Below are 23,393 nucleotides of genomic sequence, written 5' to 3' on the forward strand. Positions count from 1 at the left end.
CTCTTCCTCCTCGTCGCCGCGCTCCGCGCTGCCGCCGGGCCCCGACGCCCCGGCCACCCGTGAGGTGCCGCACTTCGATCCGGTGCGGGTGCGCGGCACGCGCCGGCGGCTGCGCCGGCTCGTACGGCACCGGCGGCGGGCCGTCGCGGCCGGGCTGGCCGTGACCGCGGCCGCCCTGGTGGCGGCCGGACCGCGGGAGGCCGACGGGGCGCGCGGGCATCCGGCGCCGGGTCCGGCGCGGCCGCAGCGGGTCGCCGAGCGGGTGTCGGCGCCGGTGCGGATCGCCGACGCGGCCACCGTGCGGCTGCTGCGCCCCGGCGACCGGGTCGACGTGATCGCCGCCGAGGAGCACGGGCCCGGCGGGGACGCCGAGGTGGTGGCGCGCGGGGTACGGGTGGCGGAGGTGCCGGAGCCGCTGGATGCCGCCGGGGAGAGCGGGGCGCTGGTGGTGCTGTCCGTGCCGCGCCCCACGGCCGCCCGGCTGGCGGGGGCGAGTGCCACCGCGCGGCTGTCGGTGACGCTGTGCTGAGTCCGGTCAAGCGTCGGCTCGCGTCACGTCCCTTGGAAGAGGAGGCCGGTTGGACAGAATGGCCGAACGCTGACGTAGGTTGCGGAGCGATCCGTTCCCCAAGCTGCGTGCCCGAGGAGTGCCCCCCAAGTGAGCGAGAACAAGGAACCGAGCGTCTGGCAGGGCTTCAAGACCTTCCTGATGCGCGGGAACGTCGTCGACCTGGCGGTCGCGGTGGTCATCGGCGCGGCCTTCACCAACATCGTCAACGCGGTGGTGAAGGGCATCATCAATCCGCTGGTCGGTGCGATCGGCACGAAGAACCTCGATCACTACAGCTCGTGCCTGACCGGTGCCTGCAAGGGCGACGAGGGCATCCAGATCCTGTGGGGCTCCGTCCTCGGCGCCGGCCTAAGCTTTGTGATCACCGCGGCCGTCGTCTACTTCCTGATGGTCCTGCCCATGTCGAAGTACCTGGCCCGGGTGGAGGCCCGCCGCAAGGCGAAGGAGGGCACGAAGGAGATCATCGAGGTGACCGAGCTGGAGGTGCTGAAGGAGATCCGCGACGCGCTCGTCGCGCAGCGCGGGTCGGGCCACGACCAGCGGTAGCCTCCCGGCGCCCGGGCGGCGCGGCGCCTGCTCCCACGCCTCAGATGTGGTGCGGCGGCTTCTCGTCGAGGAAGCGCTTGAGGTCGGCCGCGCCGTCCCCGGCCGGCCGATCGCCCCACCCGCGGTCCGTGTCGTCCGAGGACTGCTGGTCCAGCGGGTCGTCGAAGATCAGCGCGGGCTTCGGCTCGCGCGGCTCGGAGGCGGGGCTGCTGCTCATGACTCCAGGGTACGGCCGTACCACCGCGGGTCCCGTCCCGCCGACGCGAGTGCCGGGTCCGGCCGGGCCGCCCGGGGAAGTCCTGCGGGGGTTGTGCGCGGGTCGTGCGCCGCGGGCGCGAATCAGCGCCCCATCTGCTGTGCTTTATCCCATGACGTCCAGTTCGAATCCCGCGCCGGACTCCCCCCGCCCGCCCGGACACCGTCGGCCGGTGCGCCCGCTCTCGGCCCGGGGCCGTGGTGAGGCACACCGGGCCGCGACCCCGCTGGAGCTCTTCTTCGACCTGTGCTTCGTCGTGGCCATCGCCCAGGCGGGCGTCCAGCTGGTCCACGCGATCGCCGAGGGCCACGCCGGCGAAGGCATCCTGAACTACGCGATGGTTTTTTTCGCCATCTGGTGGGCGTGGATGAACTTCACATGGTTCGCGTCGGCCTACGACAACGACGACGTGCTGTACCGGCTCGTCACGCTGGTCCAGATCTCCGGTGTGCTGGTCCTGGCCGCCGGAGTGTCCCGGGCGTTCCAGCACCACGACTACGCGGCGGTGCTCGTCGGGTACCTCATCATGCGGCTCGCCCTCGTCGGGCAGTGGCTGCGGGTGGCCCGGTCGAGCTCCGGTCCCGAGCGGGCGATGGCCCTGCGCTACGCCGGCGGTGTGCTGCTCTGCCAGATCGGCTGGGTGGGCCTGGTGGTGCTGCCCGAGGAAGCCCGGAGCTGGTGGTTCCTCGCCATGGCCGTCCTGGAGCTGTGTGTCCCGGCGTACGCGGAGAGGGTCCATCCGACGTCGTGGCACCCGCACCACATCGCCGAGCGGTACGGGCTGCTCACCATCATCGTGCTCGGCGAGACCATCGCGGCGGCCACGGTCGCCGTGAAGACCGGCATCGACGAGAACGACGCGCTGGGCGAGCTGCTGCCCATCACCACGGGCGGCCTGCTGATCATCTTCTCCGCGTGGTGGATCTACTTCGTGGTGCCGATCCACTGGCATCTGCGTTCCAACCAGCGGGCGTTTCTGTGGGGTTACGGCCACTACGTGGTGTTCGCGTCGGCGGCGGCGATCGGCGCGGGCCTGGAGGTGGCGGTCGAGCAGACCCTCCACAAGGCGCACATCTCGACGCTGGCCGCGTCGGCGGCGGTGACCCTGCCGACGGCGCTCTACCTGCTCACGGTGTGGGTGCTGCACTCGCGGTACTTCAAGGTGGGCATCGCCCAGCAGCTGGTGCTGCCGACGACGGCCCTGCTGGTGATCTGCTGCACCTTCCTGCACGACTGGGGGGTGTTCGCGGCGGGGCTGGTCTCGGCGGCGGGCGTGGCCGTCGGCGAGACGCTCACGGCCCGCAGAGCGGCCCGGCAGCGTGCGACGGCGACACGGGAGCCGGCCGCCTGACGGTCCCGGCGCGGCGGGTCGGGCCTGGACGACACTGGGCGCATGACAGTTGACGCTCTGACGGATGTCGCCGGGCTGCGGGTGGGCCACGCGACCCGCACCGGGGACGGCTGGCTCACCGGCACGACGGTCGTCCTCGCCCCTGAAGGCGGGGCCGTGGCCGCCGTGGACGTGCGCGGCGGCGGGCCCGGCACCAAGGAGACCGACGCCCTGGACCCGCGCAACCTGGTGCAGAAGGTCGAGGCGATCGTCCTGACGGGGGGCAGCGCCTACGGGCTGGACGCGGCATCCGGGGTGATGGCGTGGCTGGAGGAGCACCGGCGCGGGGTGCGGGTCGGGCCGGACCCGGCGCACGTGGTGCCGGTCGTACCCGCGGCCTGTGTCTTCGACCTGGGGCGCGGCGGCGACTTCCGGGCCCGGCCGGACGCCGGCACCGGGCGCGCGGCGGTCGAGGCGGCTGCGGCGAGCGAGGCCGGAGCCCCGGTGCCGGAAGGCTGCGTGGGCGCCGGGACCGGCGCCACGGTCGGGCCGGTCAAAGGCGGGATCGGCACCGCGAGCACCGTCCTCGGCTCGGGGATCACGGTGGCCGCGCTGGTCGTGGCCAACGCGGCGGGTTCCGCCGTGGAGCCCGAGACCGGCGCCCTGTACGGGGAGTTGCTGCGGGGCCGGGTGGACCTCCCGGAGGCCGGTGTCCACGAGGCCGCGCGCCGGCGGCTCGCCGAGATCGCGCAGACCAACGCGCCGCCGCCGCTGAACACCACGCTCGCGGTGGTGGCCACCGACGCCGACCTGTCCAAGGCGCAGGCGCAGAAGCTGGCCGGCACCGCCCACGACGGCATCGCGCGGGCCGTACGGCCGGTGCACCTGCTCAACGACGGCGACACGGTCTTCGCCCTCGCCACCGGTGAGCACCCTCTGGACACCGAGCACCCGCTCGCGCTCAACGACATCCTCGCGGCGGGCGCGGACACGGTGACCCGGGCGATCGTCCGGGCCGTCCGCGCGGCCGAGCCGGTGACGGGCCCGGGCGGAGCGTGGCCGTCCTACGGGGAGTTGTACGGGCGGTAGCGGGGGGCCCGAGCCCGGTCCCCTCACCATGGAACGGCCACATCGCGCTCACGATTGTCGCGGTTGTGTCACGTGATGGCATTCACGGCGCACGTGGGGAACCCGCCCCGTGGCGGTGGCCTCTTCCACCCTGGAACGGAACGGAACCAAACAGAACTCGCGGAACGTCGGATGAGGGAGCAGATCGTGACAACGCCGGACATGACAGCGCGACGCACAGTGGGGGCCTGTGCCGCCCTGGTGATCGGCGCCCTGACCCTCACCGCCTGCGGGGGCGGCGACACCGGCAGCGGGGCCGGCGACGACGGCAAGGGCGGCAAGGGGGCGTCCACGACGTCCGCGGCGAAGATCGTGATCTCGGCGAAGGACGGTTCCACGAAGGCGTCCATCAACACGACCGGTGTGCGGGTCAGCGGCGGCAAGCTGACGGCCGTACGGATGAAGGACGCGAAGACCGGGCGGGACGTGCCGGGCTCCCTGTCCTCCGACGGCACCGGCTGGCACCCCGGGAAGCAGCTGGAGCGGGGGACCAAGTACGAGATAACGGCCACCGCGAAGGACGCGGACGGCCGGGGCGCCACCGCGGACTCGACCTTCACCACGGTCAGCGCGGCCGACAGCTTCATCGGCACCTACACCCCCGACAACGGCACCACGGTCGGGGTGGGGATGCCCGTGTCGTTCTCCTTCGACAAGGCGATCAGCGACCGGAAGGCCGTGCAGTCGCACATCACCGTCACCTCCAGCAGCGGGCAGAAGGTGGTCGGGCACTGGTTCGGCCAGAAGCGCCTGGACTTCAGGCCCGAGGACTACTGGAAGGCCGGCTCCAAGGTCACGATGAAGATCGACCTGGACGGCGTCCAGGGCGCCGACGGTGCCGTCGGGGTGCAGAAGAAGACGGTCACCTTCACGATCGGCCGCTCGCAGGTGTCGACGGTCGACGTGGACACCCAGACCATGAAGGTCGTCCGGGACGGCAGCACGATCAAGTCGGTGCCGATCTCGGCGGGCAGCTCGGAGTTCTCCACCTACAACGGGCAGATGGTGATCTCCGAGAAGTTCAAGCAGCTCCACATGGACAGCCGGACGGTCAACCTGGCCGACGCGTACGACATCAAGGACGTACCGCACGCGATGCGGCTGACCCAGTCGGGCACCTTCATCCACGGCAACTACTGGTACAACCAGGGCAACCCGCCGTTCGGCCGCCAGGGCACCAGCCACGGCTGCGTCGGCCTGCGGGACGTGAAGGGCGGTCAGGGGGACACGCCGTCCAAGTGGTTCTACGACAACTCGATGCTCGGGGACGTGGTGATCGTCAAGAACTCCCCCGACAAGAACGTGACGCCGGACAACGGCCTCAACGGCTGGAACATGGACTGGAGCGAGTGGGTCGCGGGCAGCGCCGCCTGATCGCCCCGCTTCCCTGAACCGCACGCCGGGCAGGGTTTCTTGACGGTTCGACGGGCCGCGCGGGAACTTCTCGCGCGGTCCGCGCGTTTCACCGGACGTACGTTTTCTCGGTTCCAGGACATGATGTCCGGCCGAGGGGCTACGGTATGCACCCACAAGGTGACATGCAGCAACGCCGGGAGAAACCTTGAGCGTTCCGTACGAGACCACAGCGTACGAACCACCCGAGTCGCCGGAGTCTCCGGAGGAGCACCTCGCGCGGCTCCTCGGCCGTGCCCTGAACTCCTTCGAACTGCCCGACGAGACTCTGCGGCGCCTGGACTGCGCGCTGGCCCACGACAGTTCGCTGCACTCCGCGCACCACAGTGCGGGACTGCACCGTGAGACGTACCGGCACACCTGGCTGCTCGACGACGGTTCGGCGCTCACCCTGTGGGAGCTCGTGCACAACACCGCGCGCGGCGGCGTTCCGCAGCACGAGGTGTACGGGGACGATGAGGAGCTGCGCGCCGCGACCGAGCGGCTTCCGCTGCCCCCGGACGCGCCCGACTTCGAGCTGCCGGTGACCGTGCAGTTGTCGCCGTCGATCGTGCCCCGGCACGGGTATGTGCCGGACGATTCGGCGGACCACGCGCGGCGGCTGCTGCGCCGCGCGGAGAACGCGGACCGGCCGGGCCGTGAGACGGCCGCGTTGCTGGCCACGGCCTGCGGGCACCGGATCATGCAGGCGTTCGGGCGCCCCTGGCGGTCGGCGCGCGCGGGCCTGTGCTTCTCGCTCTACGAGCACGCGTTCCTGCTGCGGGACGGGGCGGAGGTCTCGCTGTGGGAGGTCGAGCACACGGCGACGCCGGACGGGCGGCACATGTGCGAGGTGTACGTCAGTGAGGACGCGGCGCGGGCCGCGGTGCGGCGGCGGGCGACGCAGGTCTCCTGAGACGCCGGCGGGCGTTGCCGGCCGAAGCCGTGCTCAGCGGCCGCTGTTGAGCCGGTGGACCAGGCCGGCGAAGGCGTCGCGTTCCGCCGGGGTGAGTTCGACGGCCTCCAGGTCCGGGGCGGTCTGCCGCTGCTGCGGAAGCCCGCGGAGCGGCTGGTCGGGGGCCCACCCGTGGCGCACGGGGCGGTAGCGGCGCAGCAGGCGGAGGAGCCCCGTCACCCACAGCACGGCCGCCAGGGCGAGGACGACGGGACCCAGGAGCTGGAGGATCGAGACGTGCTCAGGCATGCCTCCCAGTAGACATCAAGGTCCGGGCCGTATGACGCGGACCGTGACGTATCTCGCAGGTGCCGTGAACCACGCACAGTGTCCCAACCGGGACAAGGGCGATGGCCTTGTCCCGGCGGGCGGCGGTCCGCCCCCTTCCTCTCTCAGGCGGCGACCGGCTGCGGCCCGGCCCCGGTGTCCGAGGTGCCGGGGGCGCCGGCGGCCGGGGTGCCGTCGGGTGCCGTGCGGCGCAGGCCCTTGAGCAGGATGACCAGGCCGGCCGTGACCGCCGTGCCGGCCGCGATGGCCGCGAGGTAGAGGAACGGCTTGCCGATGAGGAAGGTGACCCAGACGCCACCGTGGGGTGCGCGCAGGGTCGAGCCGAAGGCCATGGTGAGGGCGCCGGTGACGGCGCCGCCCGCCATGGAGGCGGGGATGACGCGCAGGGGGTCGGCGGCGGCGAAGGGGATGGCGCCTTCGCTGATGAAGGAGGCGCCGAGCACCCAGGCGGCCTTGCCGTTCTCGCGTTCGGCGCGGGTGAAGAGCTTGCGGCGCAGGGTGGTGGCCAGGGCCATGCCCAGGGGCGGGACCATGCCGGCCGCCATGACGGCGGCCATGATCTTCATGGCGGAGTCGCTCGGGTCCTGCACGGCGATGCCGGCGGTGGCGAAGGCGTAGGCGACCTTGTTGACGGGGCCGCCGAGGTCGAAGCACATCATCAGGCCGAGCAGGATGCCGAGGAGGACGGCGTTGGAGCCGGACAGGCCGCTGAGCCAGTCCGTCATGGCCTTCTGCGCCTCCGCGATGGGCTTGCCGATGACGACGAGCATCAGGAAGCCGACGACCATGGAGGACAGCAGCGGGATCACGACGACGGGCATGATGCCGCGCAGCACCGGGGGGATGCCGACGCGCTGGATGGCGAGGACGACACCGCCGGCGAGGAGACCGGCCACGAGACCGCCGAGGAACCCGGCGTTGATGGTGAAGGCGATCATGCCGCCGACGAAGCCGGGGACGAGTCCTGGCCGGTCGGCCATGCCGTAGGCGATGTAGCCGGCGAGGACGGGGATCAGGAAGCCGAAGGCGACGCCGCCGATCTGGAAGAGCAGGGCGCCCCAGCTGTCGACCTGCCCCCAGTCGAAGTGCTCGGTGACGGGTGGGGCCTCGTTGATCCGGTAGCCGCCGATGGCGAACCCGAGGGCGAGGAGCAGTCCTCCGGCGGCGACGAACGGGACCATGTAACTGACGCCGGACATCAGCCATTTGCGCAGCCGGGTGCCGTAGCCGTCGCCGGGTTCGCCGGCTCGTTCGACGGGGGTGCCGGCGCCGGGCCGGGCCGCCTGGGTGGTTTCCCCGCGGGCGGCCTTCTCGCGCACCTCGGCGATGAGGTCGGCGGGCCGGTTGATGCCGGCTTTGACGCCGACGTCGACCGTGGGCTTGCCCGCGAACCGGTCCTTCTCGCGTACGGCGACGTCGTGGGCGAGGATCACGCCGTCCGCGGCGGCGATGACGGCGGGGTCGAGCCGGGTGAAGCCGGCCGATCCCTGGGTCTCGACGACGAGTTCGACGCCCGCGTCCCGGCCGGCGTTCTCCAGGGACTCGGCGGCCATGTAGGTGTGGGCGATGCCGGTGGGGCAGGAGGTGACGGCGACGATACGGAAGGGCCGTGCGTCGTCGGCGGAGGCGTTCGTGTCCGGTTCCTCGGCCGCGGGTGCCCGCTCCCCGCGGATCAGCGCGGCCGCCGTCCCGGTGTCCCGGGCGGCGCGCAGGGCGTCCGTGAACGCGCTGTCCATGAGCTGCCGGGCGAGGGACGACAGGATCGTGAGGTGGGCGTCGTCCGCTCCGGCCGGGGCGGCGATGAGGAAGATCAGGTCGGCGGGTCCGTCGGCGGCGCCGAAGTCGACGCCGGCCGTGCTGCGTCCGAAGGCGAGCGTCGGCTCCGTGACGTGGGTGCTGCGGCAGTGCGGGATGCCGATGCCGCCGTCGAGGCCGGTGGGCATCTGTGCCTCGCGGGCGGCGACGTCGGCGAGGAAGCCGTCCAGGTCGGTCACCCGGCCCTGGGCGGCCATGCGCTCGGCGAGGGCGCGTGCCGCGGCCTCCTTGGTGTCGGCGGTCAGGTCGAGGTCGACCAGGTCCGCCGTGATCATGTCGCTCATCGCGGGCTCCTTCGCACGCGTATCGCCCCGTGAGTTCGGTGGGCGGGGGTGGGGATGGGGCGGCCGGCGGCCGGTGCGTCCGTTCCGTTCATGACGTGGGCTCCGTGAGGGGGCGGTCCGCGGGGATGTCGGCCGTGACGGTGACGGCCGACGGGTCGAGGTCGGCGGGGGTGGGCATGACGCTGCCGGGGAGCCGCACGGCCGCGGCGCCGTGGGCGACGGCGCAGGCGAGGGCGCCGGGGCCGTGACCGCCGGCGATGAGGAATCCGGCGAGGGAGGCGTCCCCGGCGCCGACGTTGCTGCGGACGGCGTCGACGTGTGCGGTGCCGAACCAGGTGCCGGCGTCGTCGACCAGCAGTTGCCCGTCGGCGCCCAGGCTGGCGAGGACGGCACGGGCGCCCAGTTCGCGCAGTTGCCCGGCGGCCTTGAGTGCGTCGCCGATGGTGGTGAGGGGGCGTCCGACCGCCTGGGCGAGTTCGTCGGCGTTGGGTTTGACGACGTCGGGCCGGGCGCGTACGGCTTCGAGGAGGGCCGGTCCTGAGGTGTCCAGGGCGATCCGGGCGCCGTCGGCGCGGGCCCGGGTGACGACGTCGGCGTACCAGGTGGCGGCGAGTCCGCGGGGGAGGCTGCCGCAGCAGGCGATCCAGTCGGCGGCGCGGGCCTGGGCGCGGACGGCGTCGAGGAGGGCTTCGCGTTCGGCGGGGGTCAGTTCGGGGCCGGGGGCGTTGACCTTCGTCAGGACGCCGTCCGTCTCGGCGAGGGCGATATTGGAGCGGGTGGCGCCGGCGACGGGGACGGGGGCGACGTCGATGCCCTGCGCGTGCAGGAGGTCGGCGACGAGGGCGCCGGGGGCGCCGCCGAGCGGCAGGACGGCGACGGTGCGCCGGCCGGCCGCGGCGACGGCCCGGGAGACGTTCACTCCCTTGCCGCCGGGGTCCATGCGCTCGCCGGTGGCGCGGATGACCTCGCCGCGGTCCAGGGCGGGGATCTCGTAGGTGCGGTCGAGGGACGGGTTGGGGGTGACGGTGAGGATCATGTGCTCGTTTCCAGGCCCGGGTGGGGGCACGCTCTCAGACACGCTGCACTTCCGTCCCGCCGTGCTCGACGGCCGTGGCGGTCTCGGGTGCGAGGCCGGTGTCGGTGATCAGCAGGTCCACGTCTCCGAGGTCGCCGAAGCGGGCGAAGTGTTCCTGGCCCTGTTTGCCGGAGTCGGCGAGCAGGACGACGCGGCGGGCGGCCGCGACGGCGGCGCGTTTGACGGCGGCTTCGGCGAGGTCGGGGGTGGTCAGTCCGTGCTCGGCGGAGAAGCCGTTGGCGGCGAGGAACAGCACGTCGGCGCGGATCTCGGCGTAGGCGCGCAGGGCCCAGGCGTCGACGGCGGCGCGGGTGCGGTGCCGTACGCGGCCTCCGACGAGGTGGAGCTGGATGCCGGGGTGGTCGGCGAGGCGGGCGGCGATGGGCAGGCTGTGGGTGACGACGGTGAGGGACGACTCGAGCGGCAGGGCGGCGGCGAGGCGGGCCACGGTGGTGCCGGCGTCGAGGATCAGGGTGCCGTCGGTGGGGAGTTCGGCGAGGGCCGCCTTCGCGATCCTGTCCTTCTCGTCCGCCGCCGTGGACTCCCTTTCGGTGAGGTCCGGTTCGAAGTCGAGGCGCCCGGCGGGGATGGCTCCGCCGTGCACGCGCCGTACTAGTCCGGCCCGGTCGAGCGCCTTGAGGTCCCGCCGGATGGTCTCGGCGGTGACCTGGAACTCCTCCGCGAGGGACAGCACGTCCACCCGGCCGCCGTCCCGGGCCAGCCGGAGGATCGCTTGCTGCCGCTCCGGTGCGTACATGCCCGTTCTCCTTCACTGCGTGCCCGAGCTTGTGGTTCTAGAGTGAGATTACGCCCGGAATTCAGGGAAGTAAACAGACTCGGATCCAATCGGGCATGAGTGGGCATCGAGTCGGGGGGTCCGAAAACGGCGAAGGGCCCGTCCAGGTCATCCCCGGACGGGCCCCTTCGGGTCGGCGACTCGATCGGTCGGTCCTCGGTCGCTCAGCCGACGAGCTGCGGGGTCCCCTCGGCGGACCGCTCGTCCTCCGGGGCCTCGCCTCCGGAGCCTTCACCCTCCCCCGGTCCCGTCGGCCGCGCCGGCAGGGCCCACATCAGCAGGAAGATGACCGCCATCACCGCCGCCACCCAGCCCAGCGCGTGCTGGAAGCCGTCCGCGAAGGCGGTACCCGCCGCGGTGGGGGTCGTGGCCTCGGTCAGGCGGTCGTCGACGACGCCGTAGAAGACGACGGAGACGAGGCCGAGGCCGAGGGCGTTGCCCATCTGCTGGACCGTGTTGATCAGGCCGGACGCCGAGCCGGCGTGCTCGCGCGGCACCTCGGAGAGGATCGCGTCCGTCAGCGGGGCCACGATCAGACCCATGCCGGCGCCCATCACGATCAGGGGGAGAGCCATCTGCCACGGGGCGATGGCGAGGCCGTAACGGCCGGCCTCCCAGATGTAGAGCAGGATGCCGGCGCCCATGAGCAGCGCGCCCGTCTGGAGCACCGTGCGGCCGAAGCGCGGCACGAGCTGCTGCACGGACAGGCCGGCCGCGGTGGAGACGGCGATCGAGAACGGGATGCCGGTGAGGCCGGCCTTCAGCGGGCTCCAGCCCAGCCCGAACTGCATGTACAGCGTCCAGACCAGGAAGAAGATGCCGAGCGCGACGCCGAAGACCGTCTGGACGGCGATACCGGCCGCGAAGCTCTTCACCTTGAACAGGGACAGCTCGACCAGCGGGGAGCCGTCACGGGCGCTCTTGCGCCGCTCGTACGCCACCAGCACCCCCAGCACGACGAGCGAACCGCCCATCGACAGGTGTCCCCACAGCGGCCAGCCCAGCTCGCGGCCCCGGGTCAGCGGGTAGAGCAGCATCAGCAGTCCGAGGGTGACCAGGGCGACGCCCACCAGGTCCAGCTTCAGGGCCCTCGGGGCCTTGGACTCGGTGATGAAACGGCTGCCGAGGATCAGGCCCGCGATACCGACCGGCAGGTTGATCAGGAAGATCGGGCGCCACGCCAGCCCGAAGAGGTCGCCCTCCGTCAGCAGCGCGCCGAGCAGCGGGCCGCTGACCGCGCCGAGGCCGACGATCGCGCCGAACAGGCCGAAGACCTTGCCCCGTTCGTGCGCCGGGAAGGTGGCGTGGACGATCGACAGGACCTGCGGCACCATCAGCGCGGCCATGCCGCCCTGCAGGACGCGGGAGGCGACCAGCATCTCCGGGTTCACGGCGAAGCCGCACAGCGCGGAGGCGAGTGTGAAGCCGCCGATGCCGATGAGGAACACCCGCTTGCGGCCGTGGATGTCGCCGAGCCGGCCTCCCGTGATCAGGCCCGCGGCGAAGGCGAGGGCGTAGCCGGCGGTGATCCACTGGATCTGGCTGAAGGTGGCCCCGGCCTCGCGCTGGATCGACGGGATGGCGATGTTGACGATCGTGACGTCCACCAGGTCCATGAAGGCCGCGGTCATCACGATGGCCAGCGCGAACCAGCGGCGCCGGTCCGCCGGGGCCGCCACGGCCCCCGGTGCCGGGCCGGGTTCGACAGGTGCGGTGTTCCCGGTCGCGCCGGCCGTCGCCGGCGGCCGGTCCGTCGTGGTCGTTCGCTGTCGCGGTGTCGCTGTCGTGCGCTCGCCTGAGGTCATGTCTCGAAGCTACGGGCCCACTAGGTCAGATCGTGTCCTAGATATACGGCATCCTCGAATCCATGACGACGGACACTCCGGCCCGGCTGCTGACCCTCCTCTCCCTCCTCCAGACGCCCCGCGAGTGGCCCGGCGGTGAACTCGCCGACCGGCTGGGGGTGTCCCGGCGCACGGTGCGCCGTGACATCGACCGGCTGCGGGAACTGGGATATCCCGTGCAGGCGACCAAGGGGTCCGACGGGGGCTACCGGCTCGTCGCGGGCAAGGCGATGCCGCCGCTCGTCCTGGACGACGAGGAGGCCGTGGCGATCGCGGTGGGGCTGCGGGCCGGCGCCGGGCACGCCGTCGAGGGCGTCGAGGAGGCGTCGGTGCGGGCCCTGGCGAAACTGGAGCAGGTGCTGCCGGCCCGCCTGCGGCACCGGGTGAGCACGTTGCAGGCCGCCACCACGCCGCTGGCCAGCGGGGACGGGGCGAGCATCGCGCCCGAGACACTCACCGTGATGGCGTCGACCGTGGCGGGGCGGGAACGGCTGCGGTTCGGGTACCGGGCGAAGGACGGCACCGCGTCACGGCGCCTGACCGAGCCGTACCGGCTGGTGTCGACCGGGCGGCGCTGGTACCTGGTCGCGTACGACCTCGACCGGGGCGACTGGCGGACGTTCCGGGTGGACCGGGTGAGCGAGCCGTTCGCGACCGGGGCGCGGTTCGCCCCGCGGGAGCTGCCCACGGGGAGCGCCGCCGAGTATCTGCGGCAGTCCATGTGGGGGTGGCAGGAGTCGTACGAGTTCTCCGTGGCGTTCGCCGCGCCCGCGGAGTTCGTCGCCGCGCGGTTGCCGGGGTGGCTGGGCGTGCCGGAGCCGCTGGAGGACGGGCGGACGTGCCGGGTGCGGGGGACGATCGGGGGCGCGGTGGAGTGGACGGCGATGCGGCTGGCGATGGTGGGCTGCGAGTTCACCGTCGAGGCACCGGAGGAGCTGGTGCGGTCCGTCGAGGAGTTGGGCGGGCGCCTCAGCCGGGCGGCCTCCGCCTAGGGGTGGTCGGGGGCCTCTGCCCAGGTGCCCAGGAGCCGTGGGCGCCTTCCTTCAGCCCGGCCCTCCTCCAGCCTCGCCTCCCCTTCAGCGTGGCCCTCTTTCAGCCCGCCTCCCCCGCGGCCCTGCCCGATTCGCCTCTCGCCCTTCACTGGCCACCGGCGGACCCCCCGCTCCCCCACGGAAAGCCCTTCAGCGCCTCCAGGTTGACCAGGGCCCGTGCCCTCGGGCCCTCCGGGCCGTCGGCCGGGGCCTCTCCGACGGCCCAGGTCTCCACCGCCACGCGGACCGCGGCCGCGGCGACGGCCGCCGGGAAGGCCAGGTCGGCGGCAACGTTGTCGCCCCCGCCGCGCGCCGCCAGCACCGTGGCCAGCCGGGCCTCGGTGGCGTGGCAGACCTCCGCCCACACCCGGTGCAGCGCGGGGTCGAAGAGGGCGAGGCGGACCAGGGTGCGGGTCCACTCCCAGGAAGCATCGGAGACGCCCTCGCCGGGGGTGAGCGTGTGCCGGACCGCGTGCTCCAGGGCCTGCGGCACCGACAGGGCGGCGGGGGCGTCGTGGACGGCCCGGGTCCAGCGCTCGGCGCCGTCCGTGTAGAGCGGGGCGACCGCTTCCTCCTTGGTCGCGAAGTAGCGGTAGAAGGTGCGCGGCGCGACACCGGCCGCCTGCGCGATGTCCTCGGCCCGCGTCGCCTTCAGTCCCTGCCGTACGAACAGGCCGGCCGCGGCGCGGGCGATCTCGCCGCGGGTCGCCGCCTTGCGTCGCTCCGTGAGGGAGGCGGTGGCCGGGGGCGGTGGAGGGGTGGGGCTGCTCACGTGCTGCAGGCTATGCCCATGTGACACAATCTGCCATCCGGGGGGTCACCCCGTGGTTCAGGTACGGGGTGACCCCTTGTCCGCTCCAACGACCCCACGTGGGGTGGACATGGGTGGAGCCGGGCCCCGGCACCCAGGGGGGATGGGCGCCGAAGCCCGGCTCGGGGAAAGTCCCGGCGCCGGGGGGAGTGCGTCGGGACGTGGTCCGCGGGTGGGAGTCGAACTCCCTTGCCCTGAGGTCTTGTTCCCTGGGCCCTGGGGGTTGAAGCAGCGTTCCGCGGCCATGTTTGCGCGGTCTTTCGCCACCCGGCGCACGCCCCTGGGCGGCGCCGCCCCCGCGGCCGCGTGCGTTACGCGGCCGCGTCGAAGCCGGTGCTGCGCGCCAGCTTCTTCAGCTCCAGCAGGGCGTGCTTCTCGATCTGGCGGATGCGCTCGCGGGTCAGGCCGTGCTGCTTGCCGACCTCGGTCAGCGTGCGCTCACGGCCGTCCTCGATGCCGTACCGCATCTTGATGATGGACGCTGTGCGCTGGTCGAGCCGGCCGATCAGGTCGTCCAGCTCCTCGCTGCGCAGCAGGGTCATGACGGACTGCTCGGGCGAGACGGCGGAGGTGTCCTCCAGCAGGTCGCCGAACTGGGTCTCGCCCTGGTCGTCCACCGGCATGTTCAGCGAGACGGGGTCGCGGGCCCAGTCGAGGACGTCGGTCACGCGCTCCGGGGTCGCGCCGAGCTCGCCGGCGATCTCCGCGGGCTCCGGGTCGCGGCCGTGCTCGCGGTTGAACTCGCGCTGCACACGGCGGATGCGGCCCAGCTCCTCGACCAGGTGGACGGGGAGACGGATGGTCCGGGACTGGTCGGCTATGGAGCGGGTGATGGCCTGGCGGATCCACCACGTGGCGTACGTGGAGAACTTGAAGCCCTTGCGGTAGTCGAACTTCTCGACCGCGCGCACCAGGCCGGCGTTGCCCTCCTGGATCAGGTCGAGCAGGGGCAGGCCGCTGCGGGGGTAGCGGCGGGCCACGGCGACGACCAGGCGGAGGTTGGAGCGGATGAAGACGTCCTTGGCCCGCTCGCCCTCGGCGACGAGGGCCTCGAGCTCCTCACGGGTGGCGTCCGCCTTGGACTCCTCGCCCCCGTCGAGGACCTGCTGCGCGAACACACCCGCCTCGATGATCTGCGAGAGCTCGACCTCTTTCGCCGCGTCGAGCAGCGGCGTGCGGGCGATCTCGTCGAGGTACATGCCGACCAGGTCGCGGTCCGCGATCTCGCCGCCATGGGCGCGAACACTGCTGGCCGCGTCGACGGCCTCGCCGGTGGCGGACTGACGACGGGCGACGGCACGGGTTGCCATGCGTGCTCCCTTGCGATTGGGCTGGCGGGTGGTCCTTTGAACGCCTGGGACTCTTCTCGAGTGCCCTGCATTCGATGGGAACAACGACTTGAATCAGGACAGAATTCCCAACCCGCACCCCTTTTTTCCTGATCTTGCAGTATCCTGCCGGGCCACACGGGCGACCCGGCGCCATCCGGGCCACAGATGCGCAGGTCAGGCGGGATTCGCCGGGATCTCACGCCGTCGTCATCGCCGCCGAGGGTGAAGCGGTGAGATCTCGCTCACACCGGCGTCGTCACTCACACCGGCGTCGTCGGCCTTTCGGAGGAAGGGCGGTCGCCGTCGTCCGCCCCTTCCCTCCTGAAGACGGTCCGCGCCCGCGGAAGGTTGCCAGGGCGGTCCCGGGGCCCGCCTCAGCCGAACTGCACCGAGCGCTTGGCCAGGCCCATCCAGAAGCCGTCGATCACCGACTTCTGCCCGTCCAGCTCCCCCGTCGCCTCGGCGGCGCCCATGGTCACGAAGAGGGGGGCGAAGTGCTCGGTGCGGGGGTGGGCGTAGCGGCCGGCGGGGGCCTTGTGCAGGAAGTCGAGGAGCGCGTCCCAGTCGCGGTGCTCCAGGGCACGGCGCCCCCAGTCGTCGAACTCCACGGACCAGGTCGGTATTCCGCCCTGGCGCAGCGCCGCGAGGTTGTGGGTGAAGAAGCCGGAGCCGACGATCAGTACGCCTTCGTCCCGCAGCGGGGCCAGCTTGCGGCCGACCTCCATGAGCCGCACGGGGTCGAGCGTCGGCATGGAGATCTGCAGGACGGGGATGTCGGCCTCGGGGAACATCTCGACGAGCGGGACATAGGCGCCGTGGTCGAGGCCCCGGTCCGGGATGTCCTGGACGGGGACGCCGGGGGCGCGCAGCAGCTTGCGGACGGACTCGGCGAGCTCGGGGGCGCCGGGGGCCGGGTAGGTGACCTGGTAGTAGTGCTCGGGGAAGCCCCAGAAGTCGTACACGAGCGGCACGGGCGCGGTGGCGCCGAGGGCGAGCGGGGCCTCCTCCCAGTGGGCGGAGACGACGAGGATCGCCTTGGGGCGCGGCAGCCCGGCGGCCCAGGCGGCGAGTTCGCCGGGCCAGACGGGGTCGTCGGCGAGGGGCGGGGCGCCGTGGCTGAGGTAGAGGGCGGGCATGCGTTCCTGGGCGGCGGCGGACATGTCGGGCACTCCCTCCGAGCCCCGGCGGGAACCGGGTCTCGTCTCCGTGGAAGCACTCCGGCCGCCTCTGACGGACGAAGTGCTTCAAATCTAAAGCGTTTGCTTCTTCATGACCGTACGCCGAGATAGTTCAAAGTTCAAGAAGAGTGCTCGTACAGTGGAGCGCATGAACACCTCATCGACGTCCGCCCCGGTGGAGGAGACCCCCTGGCTCACCGAGGACCAGCAGCGCGTGTGGCGCTCGTACAGAGAGGCGACCACCCTGCTCGACGACCATCTGGACCGCCAGCTCCAGCGGGACGCGGGCATGCCCCACCTCTACTACGGGCTCCTGGTCGCGCTCGCGGAGTCCCCGCAGCACCGGCTGCGGATGACCGAACTGGCGATGTACGCGAAGATCACCCGCTCCCGGCTGTCGCACGCCGTCGCCCGGCTGGAGGGCAACGGCTGGCTGCGCCGCGAGAACTGCCCCGACGACAAGCGGGGCCAGTTCGCCGTGCTGACCGACGACGGCCTCGAGGTGCTGCGCCGGACCGCGCCCGGCCATGTGGGGGCCGTGCGGCAGGCGCTGTTCGACCGACTGAGCCCGGAACAGCAGAAGGCCCTCGGCGAGATCATGGAGATCGTCGCCGAGGGCCTGCAGCCGAGCGAAGCGGGTGCGGACCTGCCCTGGCTGCGCTGAACCGCTCGTTCCAGCGAGCCGGGGCAGGTCCTTCGCGGCGTGCGCACCGAGCGTCCCCGTCCCCGTACGCACGCCTGGTCCCTCAGGGGTACGGCCTCACGGCCGCGGCCGTCCGTGCGTCAGTGCGCGACGACCGGCACCGGAAGGTCCTCCGCGGCACCCTCCTCGGAGGACGCCACCGCCGAGCCGCCCGGACGGCCGGCGTTCACCAGGGTCAGGGCGATGACCGCGGCCGCGGCCAGGATGCCGACGGCGAACCAGATGGCGCTGGTGTAGCCCTGCACCATGCCCTCCAGCTGGACCAGCTGCTGCTGGGACCGGCTGGACGCGCCCGCGATGTGGTCGGCGATGTAGGACGTGGTCGCCGAGGCGGCGATCGTGTTCAGCAGGGCCGTGCCGATCGCGCCGCCCACCTGCTGCGAGGTGTTCACCATGGCCGAGGCGACACCGGCGTCCTGCGGCTTGACACCGAGGGTGGCCAGCGACATGGCCGGCATGAACGCGGTGCCCATGCCGAGGCCGAGCAGCAGCATCGCGGGCAGCAGGAGCGCGGCGTACGAGGAGCCGATCTCCAGCTGAGTCAGCAGCAGCATGCCGAGCGCGGCCACCAGGAAGCCGGGGCCCATCAGCAGCCGCGGCGCGACCCGGGTCATCAGCCGGGTGCCGATCTGGGTGGACCCGGTGATCATGCCCGCGATCATCGGCAGGAAGGCGAAGCCGGTCTTGACCGGCGAGTAGCCCTTCACGATCTGCAGGTAGTACGTCAGGAACAGGAACAGGCCGAACATCGCGATGATCGCGAGGCCGAGCGAGAGGTAGACACCGCCGCGGTTGCGCTCGGTGACCACCCGCAGGGGCAGCAGCGGGGCCTTGACCCGGGACTCCACGATCACGAAGGCGAGCAGCAGCACGCCGGAGGCGACGAACATGCCGATCGTGGTGGCGTCGCTCCAGCCGTCGGACTCGGCGCGGGTGAAGCCGTAGACCAGCGAGACCAGGCCGAGGGTGGACAGGATCACGCCGGGGATGTCGAGCGTGGAACGGTTGCGGCCGCCCTGCGGCTCACGGATGACGTACCAGGCGCCGAGCGCGGCGACGATGGCGAACGGGATGTTCACGAAGAACGTCCAGCGCCAGTCCAGGTACTCGGTCAGGAACCCGCCGAGGATCAGGCCCACGGCACCGCCGCCACCGGCGATCGCGCCGTAGATGCCGAACGCCTTGGCGCGCTCCTTGGCGTCGGTGAACATCACGGCGAGCAGGGAGAGCGCGGCCGGGGCGAGCAGTGCGCCGAACGCGCCCTGCAGCGCGCGGGCGCCGAACATCATGGCCTCGTTGGTGGCCGCCCCGCCGAGGGCGGAGGCGGCGGCGAAGCCGCCCAGGCCCACCACGAAGGCCCGCTTGCGGCCCCAGAGGTCGGCGATACGTCCGCCGAAGAGCAGCAGGCCGCCGAAGGCGAGGGCGTAGGCCGTGACGACCCACTGCCGGTTGCCGTCGGAGATGCCCAGGTCCTGCTGGGCGGAGGGGAGCGCGATGTTCACGATGGTCGCGTCCAGGACGACCATCAGCTGGGCTATCGCGATGAAGGCGAGCGCCTTCCATCGGTTCGGATCGGCGGCACCGAGGGCGCTGCCGGGAGCCTTCACGGCTGTTTCAGACATGGGGGTACCCACTTCGGGACTTCGTGACGGAAAAAGCGAAAGGAAAAAAAGGGAAAGGGGACGGCTCGTCGACTGTGACGGCCGCTGGAGAACGGCTGTGCGAGTGACGACCCCCGTGGTGCCCCGGACTCATCGGCCGGTGTGCCGGCGGGGCGGGCGGGTCGAAACGAACGGGTCGGGTCAGGACATGTGCTTCGGGACGGGTCGCGTCAGGCCTTGCGCAGGTCCTCCATGGTCAGTGCCGTACCGGGCAGGGTGGAGCGGGCCGGGGCCCGCAGCCCGTCCAGGAACAGCTGCAGATGGCGGTGGACGTAGCGGTCCGCGATGCCGCAGCCGGTGCCGGCCGGGGGCCGGCTGAGCTGGGCCGCGGCGATCAGGACGTCGCCGACGTCCACGTCGGACCGGAGCTGCCCCGCCGCCTTCGCGCGGTCCATGATCGCCGCGACGAGGCTCTCGCACCGCTGGCGCGACGCCTCCAGGTCCGGATGGTGCTGGTCGAAGGTGCTCTGGACCATCGGGCACAGCGCACTGATCCGCTCGTCGGCGGCGGTGTGCACGAAGCGCTCCAGAGCCCCGAAGGCATCCCCGGTCTGTGCGAGCGCCAGCTCGGCCGCCGCCACCGTACGGTCCATGACGGAGCAGACGACCTCACGCACCAGCGCGTCACGGTCGGGGAAGTTGCGGTACACCGTGGCGTTGCCGACGCCGGCCCGGCGGGCGATGTCGTCGAGCGGCACGTCGGGGCCGTGCTCGACGAACATCTCGCGGGCGGCGGTGACGATCCGCTCCCGGTTGCGCAGGGCGTCGGCACGGGGCCGGGGCGCCTTGCGCACTGCGGGGGTGGCGGTCTGCACGGTGTACTCCTCGGTCTCGGTGGGACATGACGCGTGGTGTCCCTGTGATGCCTGTCGTCCGCTGTTCCCGGGCCTTGGTGACCCGCGGTCCACGATCCGGGGAAGTGCTCCCCGTTTCGCGCGGACACAGGTCTAAACGGGGAAGTGCTCCCCGGTTATTTCCCTCCCCCGCTTTCTTTTCCTGTGACCTGAGTCACATCCCCGAATGCCTTCGCCAAGGCCGTGACACGGCGGGGACCCACGTTCGGTCTGCTCCAACGCGCGCGCCCGCATCCCCCGACACAGGGTGATCGAGAGGGTGCAGCGCGCGGTCCGGCGGGCTGCCATGGACTGAAAGGGCCCATGCATGCAGCCGAACCGCCGGATACGTTCCCGCCGTGTGGCCGCCCTCGCCTCCGTCACCGCCTTGATCATGGCGGTCGGCACCTCGGCAGGCACCGGGCACCTCACGGCGGGCACCTCCACGGTGGCCGGGGCCGGACCGATATCCCCGGAGCACTCCTCAGCGCTCGGCCCCTGCATGATCAGCGGCCCGCCGGCGGTCCAGATGTCCGAGGGCGTGCCCACCCCGCGCGGCTACGCCCGCTCCACCGGCACCGTCCGCGCCCTCACCCTCATGGTCGACTTCCCCGACGCCCCCGGCGCCGGCAGCGCGCTCGACCGCTACGGCGAGTTCTTCCCGCAGACCCAGAAGTGGTTCCGCACCAGCTCCTACGGCCGCCTCGACTACCGCGCCGAGACGCCGGTCCCCGACTGGCTGCGGATGCCCAAGTCGTTCCGCGAGTACGGCATAGAGCGCGGCGCCCCCTTCGACCCCGGGTACCGCCGGCTGGTCCAGGACATCGTGGTCGCCGCCGACGCACAGGTCGACTTCACGTCGTACGACTTCCTGAACGTCCTCGTCACCCCGAACGCCGGCCCGTCCGCCCTCGACACGGTCCTGTCGGTGACCTTCGCCGGCAATGTGGAGGCCCCCGTGGCCGACGGGGTCTCCGTCACCAACGCCTCCTTCGTGTACTCCCGCCAGGACGACGGCTCCGGCTCCTACCACCGCACCGGCTACCGAGTCCTCCCCCATGAGAACGGCCACGTCTTCGGCCTGCCCGACCTCTACACCGCCGAGGGCGGCGGCGCGGTCGGCCACTGGGACATCATGAGCGAGGACTGGGGGGCCAACAACGACCTGCTCGGCTGGCACAAGTGGAAGCTGGGCTGGCTGGACGACACCCAGGTCCGCTGCGCGTCCGCCCCCGGTACGGACGAGTACGCCCTGACCCCGCTCGCCCGCGAAGGCGGCCCCAAACTGCTGTTCGTCCCGCTGGGCCCGCACTCCGGCTACGCCCTGGAACTGCGCACGCGTGAGGGCAACGACGAGGCCGTCTGCCGCCCCGGCGTCCTGGTCTACCGGGTCGACGCGGACGTCGACACCGGCATGGGCCCGGTGAAGGTGCAGGACTCCCAGAAGGACAGCGGCGGCTGCACCCGCAGCCCGAACGTCCACGCCGAACTGTCGGACGCGACCTTCACACCGGGCGAGGAGTTCCGCGACGACGAGCAGGGGGTGCGGGTGGCTGTGGTGGGAGTGGACGCGGAGGGCGGTTATCGGGTGCGGGTGACGCGGGGGCGGTGACGTACGACCGGGGCGGGGCCCGGGAGCGGGGACGTACGAGGCGGGGCGGGGCTCGGGAGCGGGGACGTACGAGGTGGGGCGGGACTGGGGAACGGGGACGTACGAGGCGGGGCAGGACTCGGGAGCGAGGACGTACGAGGCGGGACTCGGGAGCGGGGACGCACGACCGGGGCGGGACTCAGGAGCGGGGACGTGCCGTCCGGAAGCGGTGGGCTTCGGGGGCGGTGACCCGCCGTCGCATGCCCGCCGCCGGTCTACGGTGGGGGCTGCCGCGACAGCCGTACGGAGAGCAGATGCCCGCGAAGAGGATTCCGTACGACGGTGACGGTGCCGCTTCTTCCGGTCATCCCGTACCCGGCGAGGCGGTCACCCCGCTGATCCGCGGCGTGACGGTGCTGCTCAGGCTGACGGAGGCGGGCGGGACGCTGAGCGCGAGCGCCCTGGAGCGCGCCACAGGGCTCGCACGGTCCACCGTGGACCGCATCGCCTTCACCCTCACCCGTATGGGATACGTCCGCCTCGACGGCCGCGACGTGACGCTCGCGCCGCGCGTGCTGGAACTCGGCAACGCCTACCTGGCCGCCCTCGGCTGGCCCGCCCTGCTCGCACCGCACGCCGACGCGCTCGCCGGGGAGGCCGACGAGTCGGTGACGTTGACGGCGGCCGACCGGAACGGCGTCCGCCTGGTCCACCAGGCCACGCACGCCCGGCCGCTGCCCCTCACCTTCCCGCTGGGCGAACTGCTCCCGGCCGACCGTACGGCGCCGGGCGCGCTGTTCGCGGCGGAGTGGACGGAGACCGACTGGAACGCGTGGCGCGACGACCCCACCTCTTACATGCACGGCGACTTCGAAGAACGGGCGAGGACGGCAGGCCGGGACGGCTGGGCCGTGGACGACCAGCTCACCGAGCCCGGCCTGCTCACCCTGTCCGTGCCGGTCCGCGACCCCCGCGAGGGCGGCCGGGTCGTCTGCGCGGCGAGCATCGTCAGCCACACCGGCCGGCACACCGCCCCCGGACTGTGCGACACCCACCTCCCCCGCCTGCGGGACGCGGCGGCGGCGATGGAACGCACCCTGCGCGACGCCCCCGTCCAGGACGTCGGCTCGCTTGGTGCCGGCCCGACCGGTGCCGGCCCGACCGGGCTGGCGTCCTGGACGGGCGCCTCCAAGCAGGAACTGGGCCGGGAGTTCGTCGCGTCGCTGGCGCGCGGGCTGACGGTCCTGACCGCGTTCGGCGAGGGCCGCGGCGAACTGACGCTCACCGACGTGGCCCGTACGACCGGGCTGACGCGCGCCACGGCACGCAGGGCCCTGCTCACCTACGGCCACCTGGGGCTGGTCCGCCGGTCGGGCACGCGGGGCTTCCGGCTGACGCCCCGCGTGCTGTCGCTGGGCTTCCCGCCCCTGTCCCGTATGCCGCTGTCCCGGATCGCGGCCCCGCACCTGGCCGAACTGTCCGACCGGATCGGCGAGTCGGTCTCCCTGGCGGTGCTGACCCCGTCCGGCGAGGAGACCCGTTGCACGGCCGGGACCGCGCCCGCCCATGCCCTGAGCGCGGGCGCCGAGGTGGGCACACGGCGCCCGGCGCACGCGAGCCCCGCGGGCCGCGTCCTCCTGGCGGATCTCTCCCCGGACCTGCGCAAACGGGCCTTCTGCCACCCCGCGGCCCCCGACCCCGACGACCTGACGGCCGCCCTGGACGTGGTGGCCCGCCACGGCCACGCCCTGTCCGACGACGAACCGGAGGCGGGGCTGCGCACGCTGGCGGTACCGGTGCGCAACGGCGAGGGCCAGGTGGTGGCGGCGATCGAGACGGCTGTCCACGCGGCCCGGCGGACGCGGGAGGCGTGCGCGCAGGACGTGCTCCCGCAACTACTTCGCACCGCAGGCGAATTGGAGGACGACCTGCGGGTGACGGCCCGCTTCACCCACGCCCTCCCGTGAACGTCCC

At 72.5% G+C, this 23,393-nt stretch carries 21 protein-coding genes; 10 read left to right on the forward strand and 11 right to left on the reverse strand.

Annotation, left to right across the window (positions count from 1 at the left end; all coding sequences use genetic code 11):
* The first annotated feature begins 28 nt into the window (after window positions 1-28).
* Window positions 29-529, forward strand: a complete 501-nt coding sequence (locus tag ABZ899_RS05340; RefSeq protein WP_361341558.1) for a hypothetical protein — start codon at window positions 29-31, stop codon at window positions 527-529.
* A 129-nt stretch (window positions 530-658) separates the two neighbouring features.
* The gene (mscL, locus tag ABZ899_RS05345) at window positions 659-1,117 is read left to right on the forward strand and encodes a large conductance mechanosensitive channel protein MscL (RefSeq protein WP_361341003.1); all 459 of its coding nucleotides are present in this window, start codon (window positions 659-661) and stop codon (window positions 1,115-1,117) included.
* Window positions 1,118-1,157: 40 nt separating this feature from the next.
* On the opposite strand, the gene ABZ899_RS05350 is transcribed toward mscL, so the two are convergent.
* The gene (locus ABZ899_RS05350) at window positions 1,158-1,334 is read right to left on the reverse strand and encodes a hypothetical protein (protein WP_361341005.1); all 177 of its coding nucleotides are present in this window, start codon (window positions 1,332-1,334) and stop codon (window positions 1,158-1,160) included.
* 151 nt (window positions 1,335-1,485) lie between these two features.
* On the opposite strand from ABZ899_RS05350, the gene ABZ899_RS05355 reads away from it, so the two are divergent.
* The 4 genes from ABZ899_RS05355 to ABZ899_RS05370 all read left to right on the forward strand — a co-directional run bounded on the left by ABZ899_RS05355 (window position 1,486) and on the right by ABZ899_RS05370 (window position 6,139).
* Window positions 1,486-2,724: a low temperature requirement protein A gene (locus tag ABZ899_RS05355; RefSeq protein ID WP_361341008.1), complete on the forward strand. Its 1,239-nt coding sequence runs from the start codon at window positions 1,486-1,488 to the stop codon at window positions 2,722-2,724.
* A 42-nt stretch (window positions 2,725-2,766) separates the two neighbouring features.
* Window positions 2,767-3,792, forward strand: a complete 1,026-nt coding sequence (locus tag ABZ899_RS05360) for a P1 family peptidase (protein ID WP_361341010.1) — start codon at window positions 2,767-2,769, stop codon at window positions 3,790-3,792.
* Between the two features lie 186 nt (window positions 3,793-3,978).
* Complete coding sequence (locus ABZ899_RS05365) at window positions 3,979-5,205, forward strand: Ig-like domain-containing protein (RefSeq protein WP_361341013.1); 1,227 nt, start codon at window positions 3,979-3,981, stop codon at window positions 5,203-5,205.
* A gap of 187 nt (window positions 5,206-5,392) precedes the next feature.
* Entirely contained in the window at window positions 5,393-6,139 is a 747-nt protein-coding gene (locus ABZ899_RS05370) for a DUF6227 family protein (RefSeq protein ID WP_361341016.1), read from the forward strand.
* A gap of 33 nt (window positions 6,140-6,172) precedes the next feature.
* Here the strand turns inward: ABZ899_RS05370 and ABZ899_RS05375 are convergent, their stop codons facing one another.
* The 5 genes from ABZ899_RS05375 to ABZ899_RS05395 form a co-directional block, all read right to left on the reverse strand.
* The gene (locus ABZ899_RS05375; RefSeq protein WP_361341018.1) at window positions 6,173-6,427 is read right to left on the reverse strand and encodes a hypothetical protein; all 255 of its coding nucleotides are present in this window, start codon (window positions 6,425-6,427) and stop codon (window positions 6,173-6,175) included.
* Window positions 6,428-6,570: 143 nt separating this feature from the next.
* Window positions 6,571-8,565 carry a fructose-specific PTS transporter subunit EIIC gene (locus ABZ899_RS05380; RefSeq protein WP_361341021.1) on the reverse strand — a complete coding sequence of 665 codons (1,995 nt, stop codon included), beginning with the start codon at window positions 8,563-8,565 and terminating at the stop codon, window positions 6,571-6,573.
* 88 nt (window positions 8,566-8,653) lie between these two features.
* Entirely contained in the window at window positions 8,654-9,601 is a 948-nt protein-coding gene (gene pfkB, locus ABZ899_RS05385) for a 1-phosphofructokinase (protein WP_361341022.1), read from the reverse strand.
* A 34-nt stretch (window positions 9,602-9,635) separates the two neighbouring features.
* Window positions 9,636-10,397 carry a DeoR/GlpR family DNA-binding transcription regulator gene (locus ABZ899_RS05390; protein WP_361341025.1) on the reverse strand — a complete coding sequence of 254 codons (762 nt, stop codon included), beginning with the start codon at window positions 10,395-10,397 and terminating at the stop codon, window positions 9,636-9,638.
* 203 nt (window positions 10,398-10,600) lie between these two features.
* A complete protein-coding gene (locus ABZ899_RS05395; RefSeq protein WP_361341561.1) occupies window positions 10,601-12,067 on the reverse strand; it encodes an MFS transporter in 1,467 nt (488 codons plus the stop codon).
* Window positions 12,068-12,303: 236 nt separating this feature from the next.
* On the opposite strand from ABZ899_RS05395, the gene ABZ899_RS05400 reads away from it, so the two are divergent.
* Window positions 12,304-13,272, forward strand: a complete 969-nt coding sequence (locus ABZ899_RS05400; RefSeq protein ID WP_361341028.1) for a YafY family protein — start codon at window positions 12,304-12,306, stop codon at window positions 13,270-13,272.
* Window positions 13,273-13,417: 145 nt separating this feature from the next.
* On the opposite strand, the gene ABZ899_RS05405 is transcribed toward ABZ899_RS05400, so the two are convergent.
* The 3 genes from ABZ899_RS05405 to ABZ899_RS05415 form a co-directional block, all read right to left on the reverse strand.
* Window positions 13,418-14,083 (reverse strand): TetR family transcriptional regulator, encoded by a 666-nt coding sequence (locus ABZ899_RS05405; protein ID WP_361341031.1) that lies wholly within the window; start codon window positions 14,081-14,083, stop codon window positions 13,418-13,420.
* Between the two features lie 350 nt (window positions 14,084-14,433).
* Window positions 14,434-15,432 (reverse strand): sigma-70 family RNA polymerase sigma factor, encoded by a 999-nt coding sequence (locus tag ABZ899_RS05410; protein WP_361341034.1) that lies wholly within the window; start codon window positions 15,430-15,432, stop codon window positions 14,434-14,436.
* A 395-nt stretch (window positions 15,433-15,827) separates the two neighbouring features.
* Complete coding sequence (locus tag ABZ899_RS05415; RefSeq protein ID WP_361341037.1) at window positions 15,828-16,613, reverse strand: class III extradiol ring-cleavage dioxygenase; 786 nt, start codon at window positions 16,611-16,613, stop codon at window positions 15,828-15,830.
* 166 nt (window positions 16,614-16,779) lie between these two features.
* Here ABZ899_RS05415 and ABZ899_RS05420 point away from each other — a divergent pair, with 166 nt between their 5' ends.
* Window positions 16,780-17,295 (forward strand): MarR family transcriptional regulator, encoded by a 516-nt coding sequence (locus ABZ899_RS05420; protein WP_361341040.1) that lies wholly within the window; start codon window positions 16,780-16,782, stop codon window positions 17,293-17,295.
* A gap of 119 nt (window positions 17,296-17,414) precedes the next feature.
* On the opposite strand, the gene ABZ899_RS05425 is transcribed toward ABZ899_RS05420, so the two are convergent.
* Window positions 17,415-18,956, reverse strand: a complete 1,542-nt coding sequence (locus ABZ899_RS05425) for an MFS transporter (protein ID WP_361341042.1) — start codon at window positions 18,954-18,956, stop codon at window positions 17,415-17,417.
* 209 nt (window positions 18,957-19,165) lie between these two features.
* Complete coding sequence (locus ABZ899_RS05430; protein ID WP_361341045.1) at window positions 19,166-19,810, reverse strand: helix-turn-helix domain-containing protein; 645 nt, start codon at window positions 19,808-19,810, stop codon at window positions 19,166-19,168.
* 346 nt (window positions 19,811-20,156) lie between these two features.
* Here ABZ899_RS05430 and ABZ899_RS05435 point away from each other — a divergent pair, with 346 nt between their 5' ends.
* Together ABZ899_RS05435 and ABZ899_RS05440 are read left to right on the forward strand one after the other, a co-directional pair.
* Window positions 20,157-21,440: a M6 family metalloprotease domain-containing protein gene (locus ABZ899_RS05435; RefSeq protein WP_361341047.1), complete on the forward strand. Its 1,284-nt coding sequence runs from the start codon at window positions 20,157-20,159 to the stop codon at window positions 21,438-21,440.
* A 293-nt stretch (window positions 21,441-21,733) separates the two neighbouring features.
* Window positions 21,734-23,386, forward strand: coding sequence for an IclR family transcriptional regulator C-terminal domain-containing protein (locus ABZ899_RS05440; RefSeq protein WP_361341050.1), 1,653 nt, complete (start codon window positions 21,734-21,736; stop codon window positions 23,384-23,386).
* Window positions 23,387-23,393: the final 7 nt, after the last annotated feature.

Origin of the sequence: Streptomyces sp. NPDC046859 (assembly GCF_040645135.1) — a bacterium.
Taxonomy (GTDB): Bacteria; Actinomycetota; Actinomycetes; order Streptomycetales; family Streptomycetaceae; genus Streptomyces.

Bases quoted from the DNA above. Each gene is read 5' to 3' on its own strand.
- ABZ899_RS05350 (WP_361341005.1), bottom strand. From the start codon at position 1,334: ATGAGCAGCAGCCCCGCCTCCGAGCCGCGCGAGCCGAAGCCCGCGCTG.
- ABZ899_RS05355 (WP_361341008.1), top strand. From the start codon at position 1,486: ATGACGTCCAGTTCGAATCCCGCGCCGGACTCCCCCCGCCCGCCCGGA.
- ABZ899_RS05360 (WP_361341010.1), top strand. From the start codon at position 2,767: ATGACAGTTGACGCTCTGACGGATGTCGCCGGGCTGCGGGTGGGCCAC.
- ABZ899_RS05375 (WP_361341018.1), bottom strand. From the start codon at position 6,427: ATGCCTGAGCACGTCTCGATCCTCCAGCTCCTGGGTCCCGTCGTCCTC.
- ABZ899_RS05380 (WP_361341021.1), bottom strand. From the start codon at position 8,565: ATGAGCGACATGATCACGGCGGACCTGGTCGACCTCGACCTGACCGCC.
- pfkB (WP_361341022.1), bottom strand. From the start codon at position 9,601: ATGATCCTCACCGTCACCCCCAACCCGTCCCTCGACCGCACCTACGAG.
- ABZ899_RS05390 (WP_361341025.1), bottom strand. From the start codon at position 10,397: ATGTACGCACCGGAGCGGCAGCAAGCGATCCTCCGGCTGGCCCGGGAC.
- ABZ899_RS05395 (WP_361341561.1), bottom strand. From the start codon at position 12,067: ATGACCGCGGCCTTCATGGACCTGGTGGACGTCACGATCGTCAACATC.
- ABZ899_RS05400 (WP_361341028.1), top strand. From the start codon at position 12,304: ATGACGACGGACACTCCGGCCCGGCTGCTGACCCTCCTCTCCCTCCTC.
- ABZ899_RS05410 (WP_361341034.1), bottom strand. From the start codon at position 15,432: ATGGCAACCCGTGCCGTCGCCCGTCGTCAGTCCGCCACCGGCGAGGCC.
- ABZ899_RS05415 (WP_361341037.1), bottom strand. From the start codon at position 16,613: ATGTCCGCCGCCGCCCAGGAACGCATGCCCGCCCTCTACCTCAGCCAC.
- ABZ899_RS05420 (WP_361341040.1), top strand. From the start codon at position 16,780: ATGAACACCTCATCGACGTCCGCCCCGGTGGAGGAGACCCCCTGGCTC.
- ABZ899_RS05425 (WP_361341042.1), bottom strand. From the start codon at position 18,956: ATGTCTGAAACAGCCGTGAAGGCTCCCGGCAGCGCCCTCGGTGCCGCC.
- ABZ899_RS05435 (WP_361341047.1), top strand. From the start codon at position 20,157: ATGCAGCCGAACCGCCGGATACGTTCCCGCCGTGTGGCCGCCCTCGCC.
- ABZ899_RS05440 (WP_361341050.1), top strand. From the start codon at position 21,734: ATGCCCGCGAAGAGGATTCCGTACGACGGTGACGGTGCCGCTTCTTCC.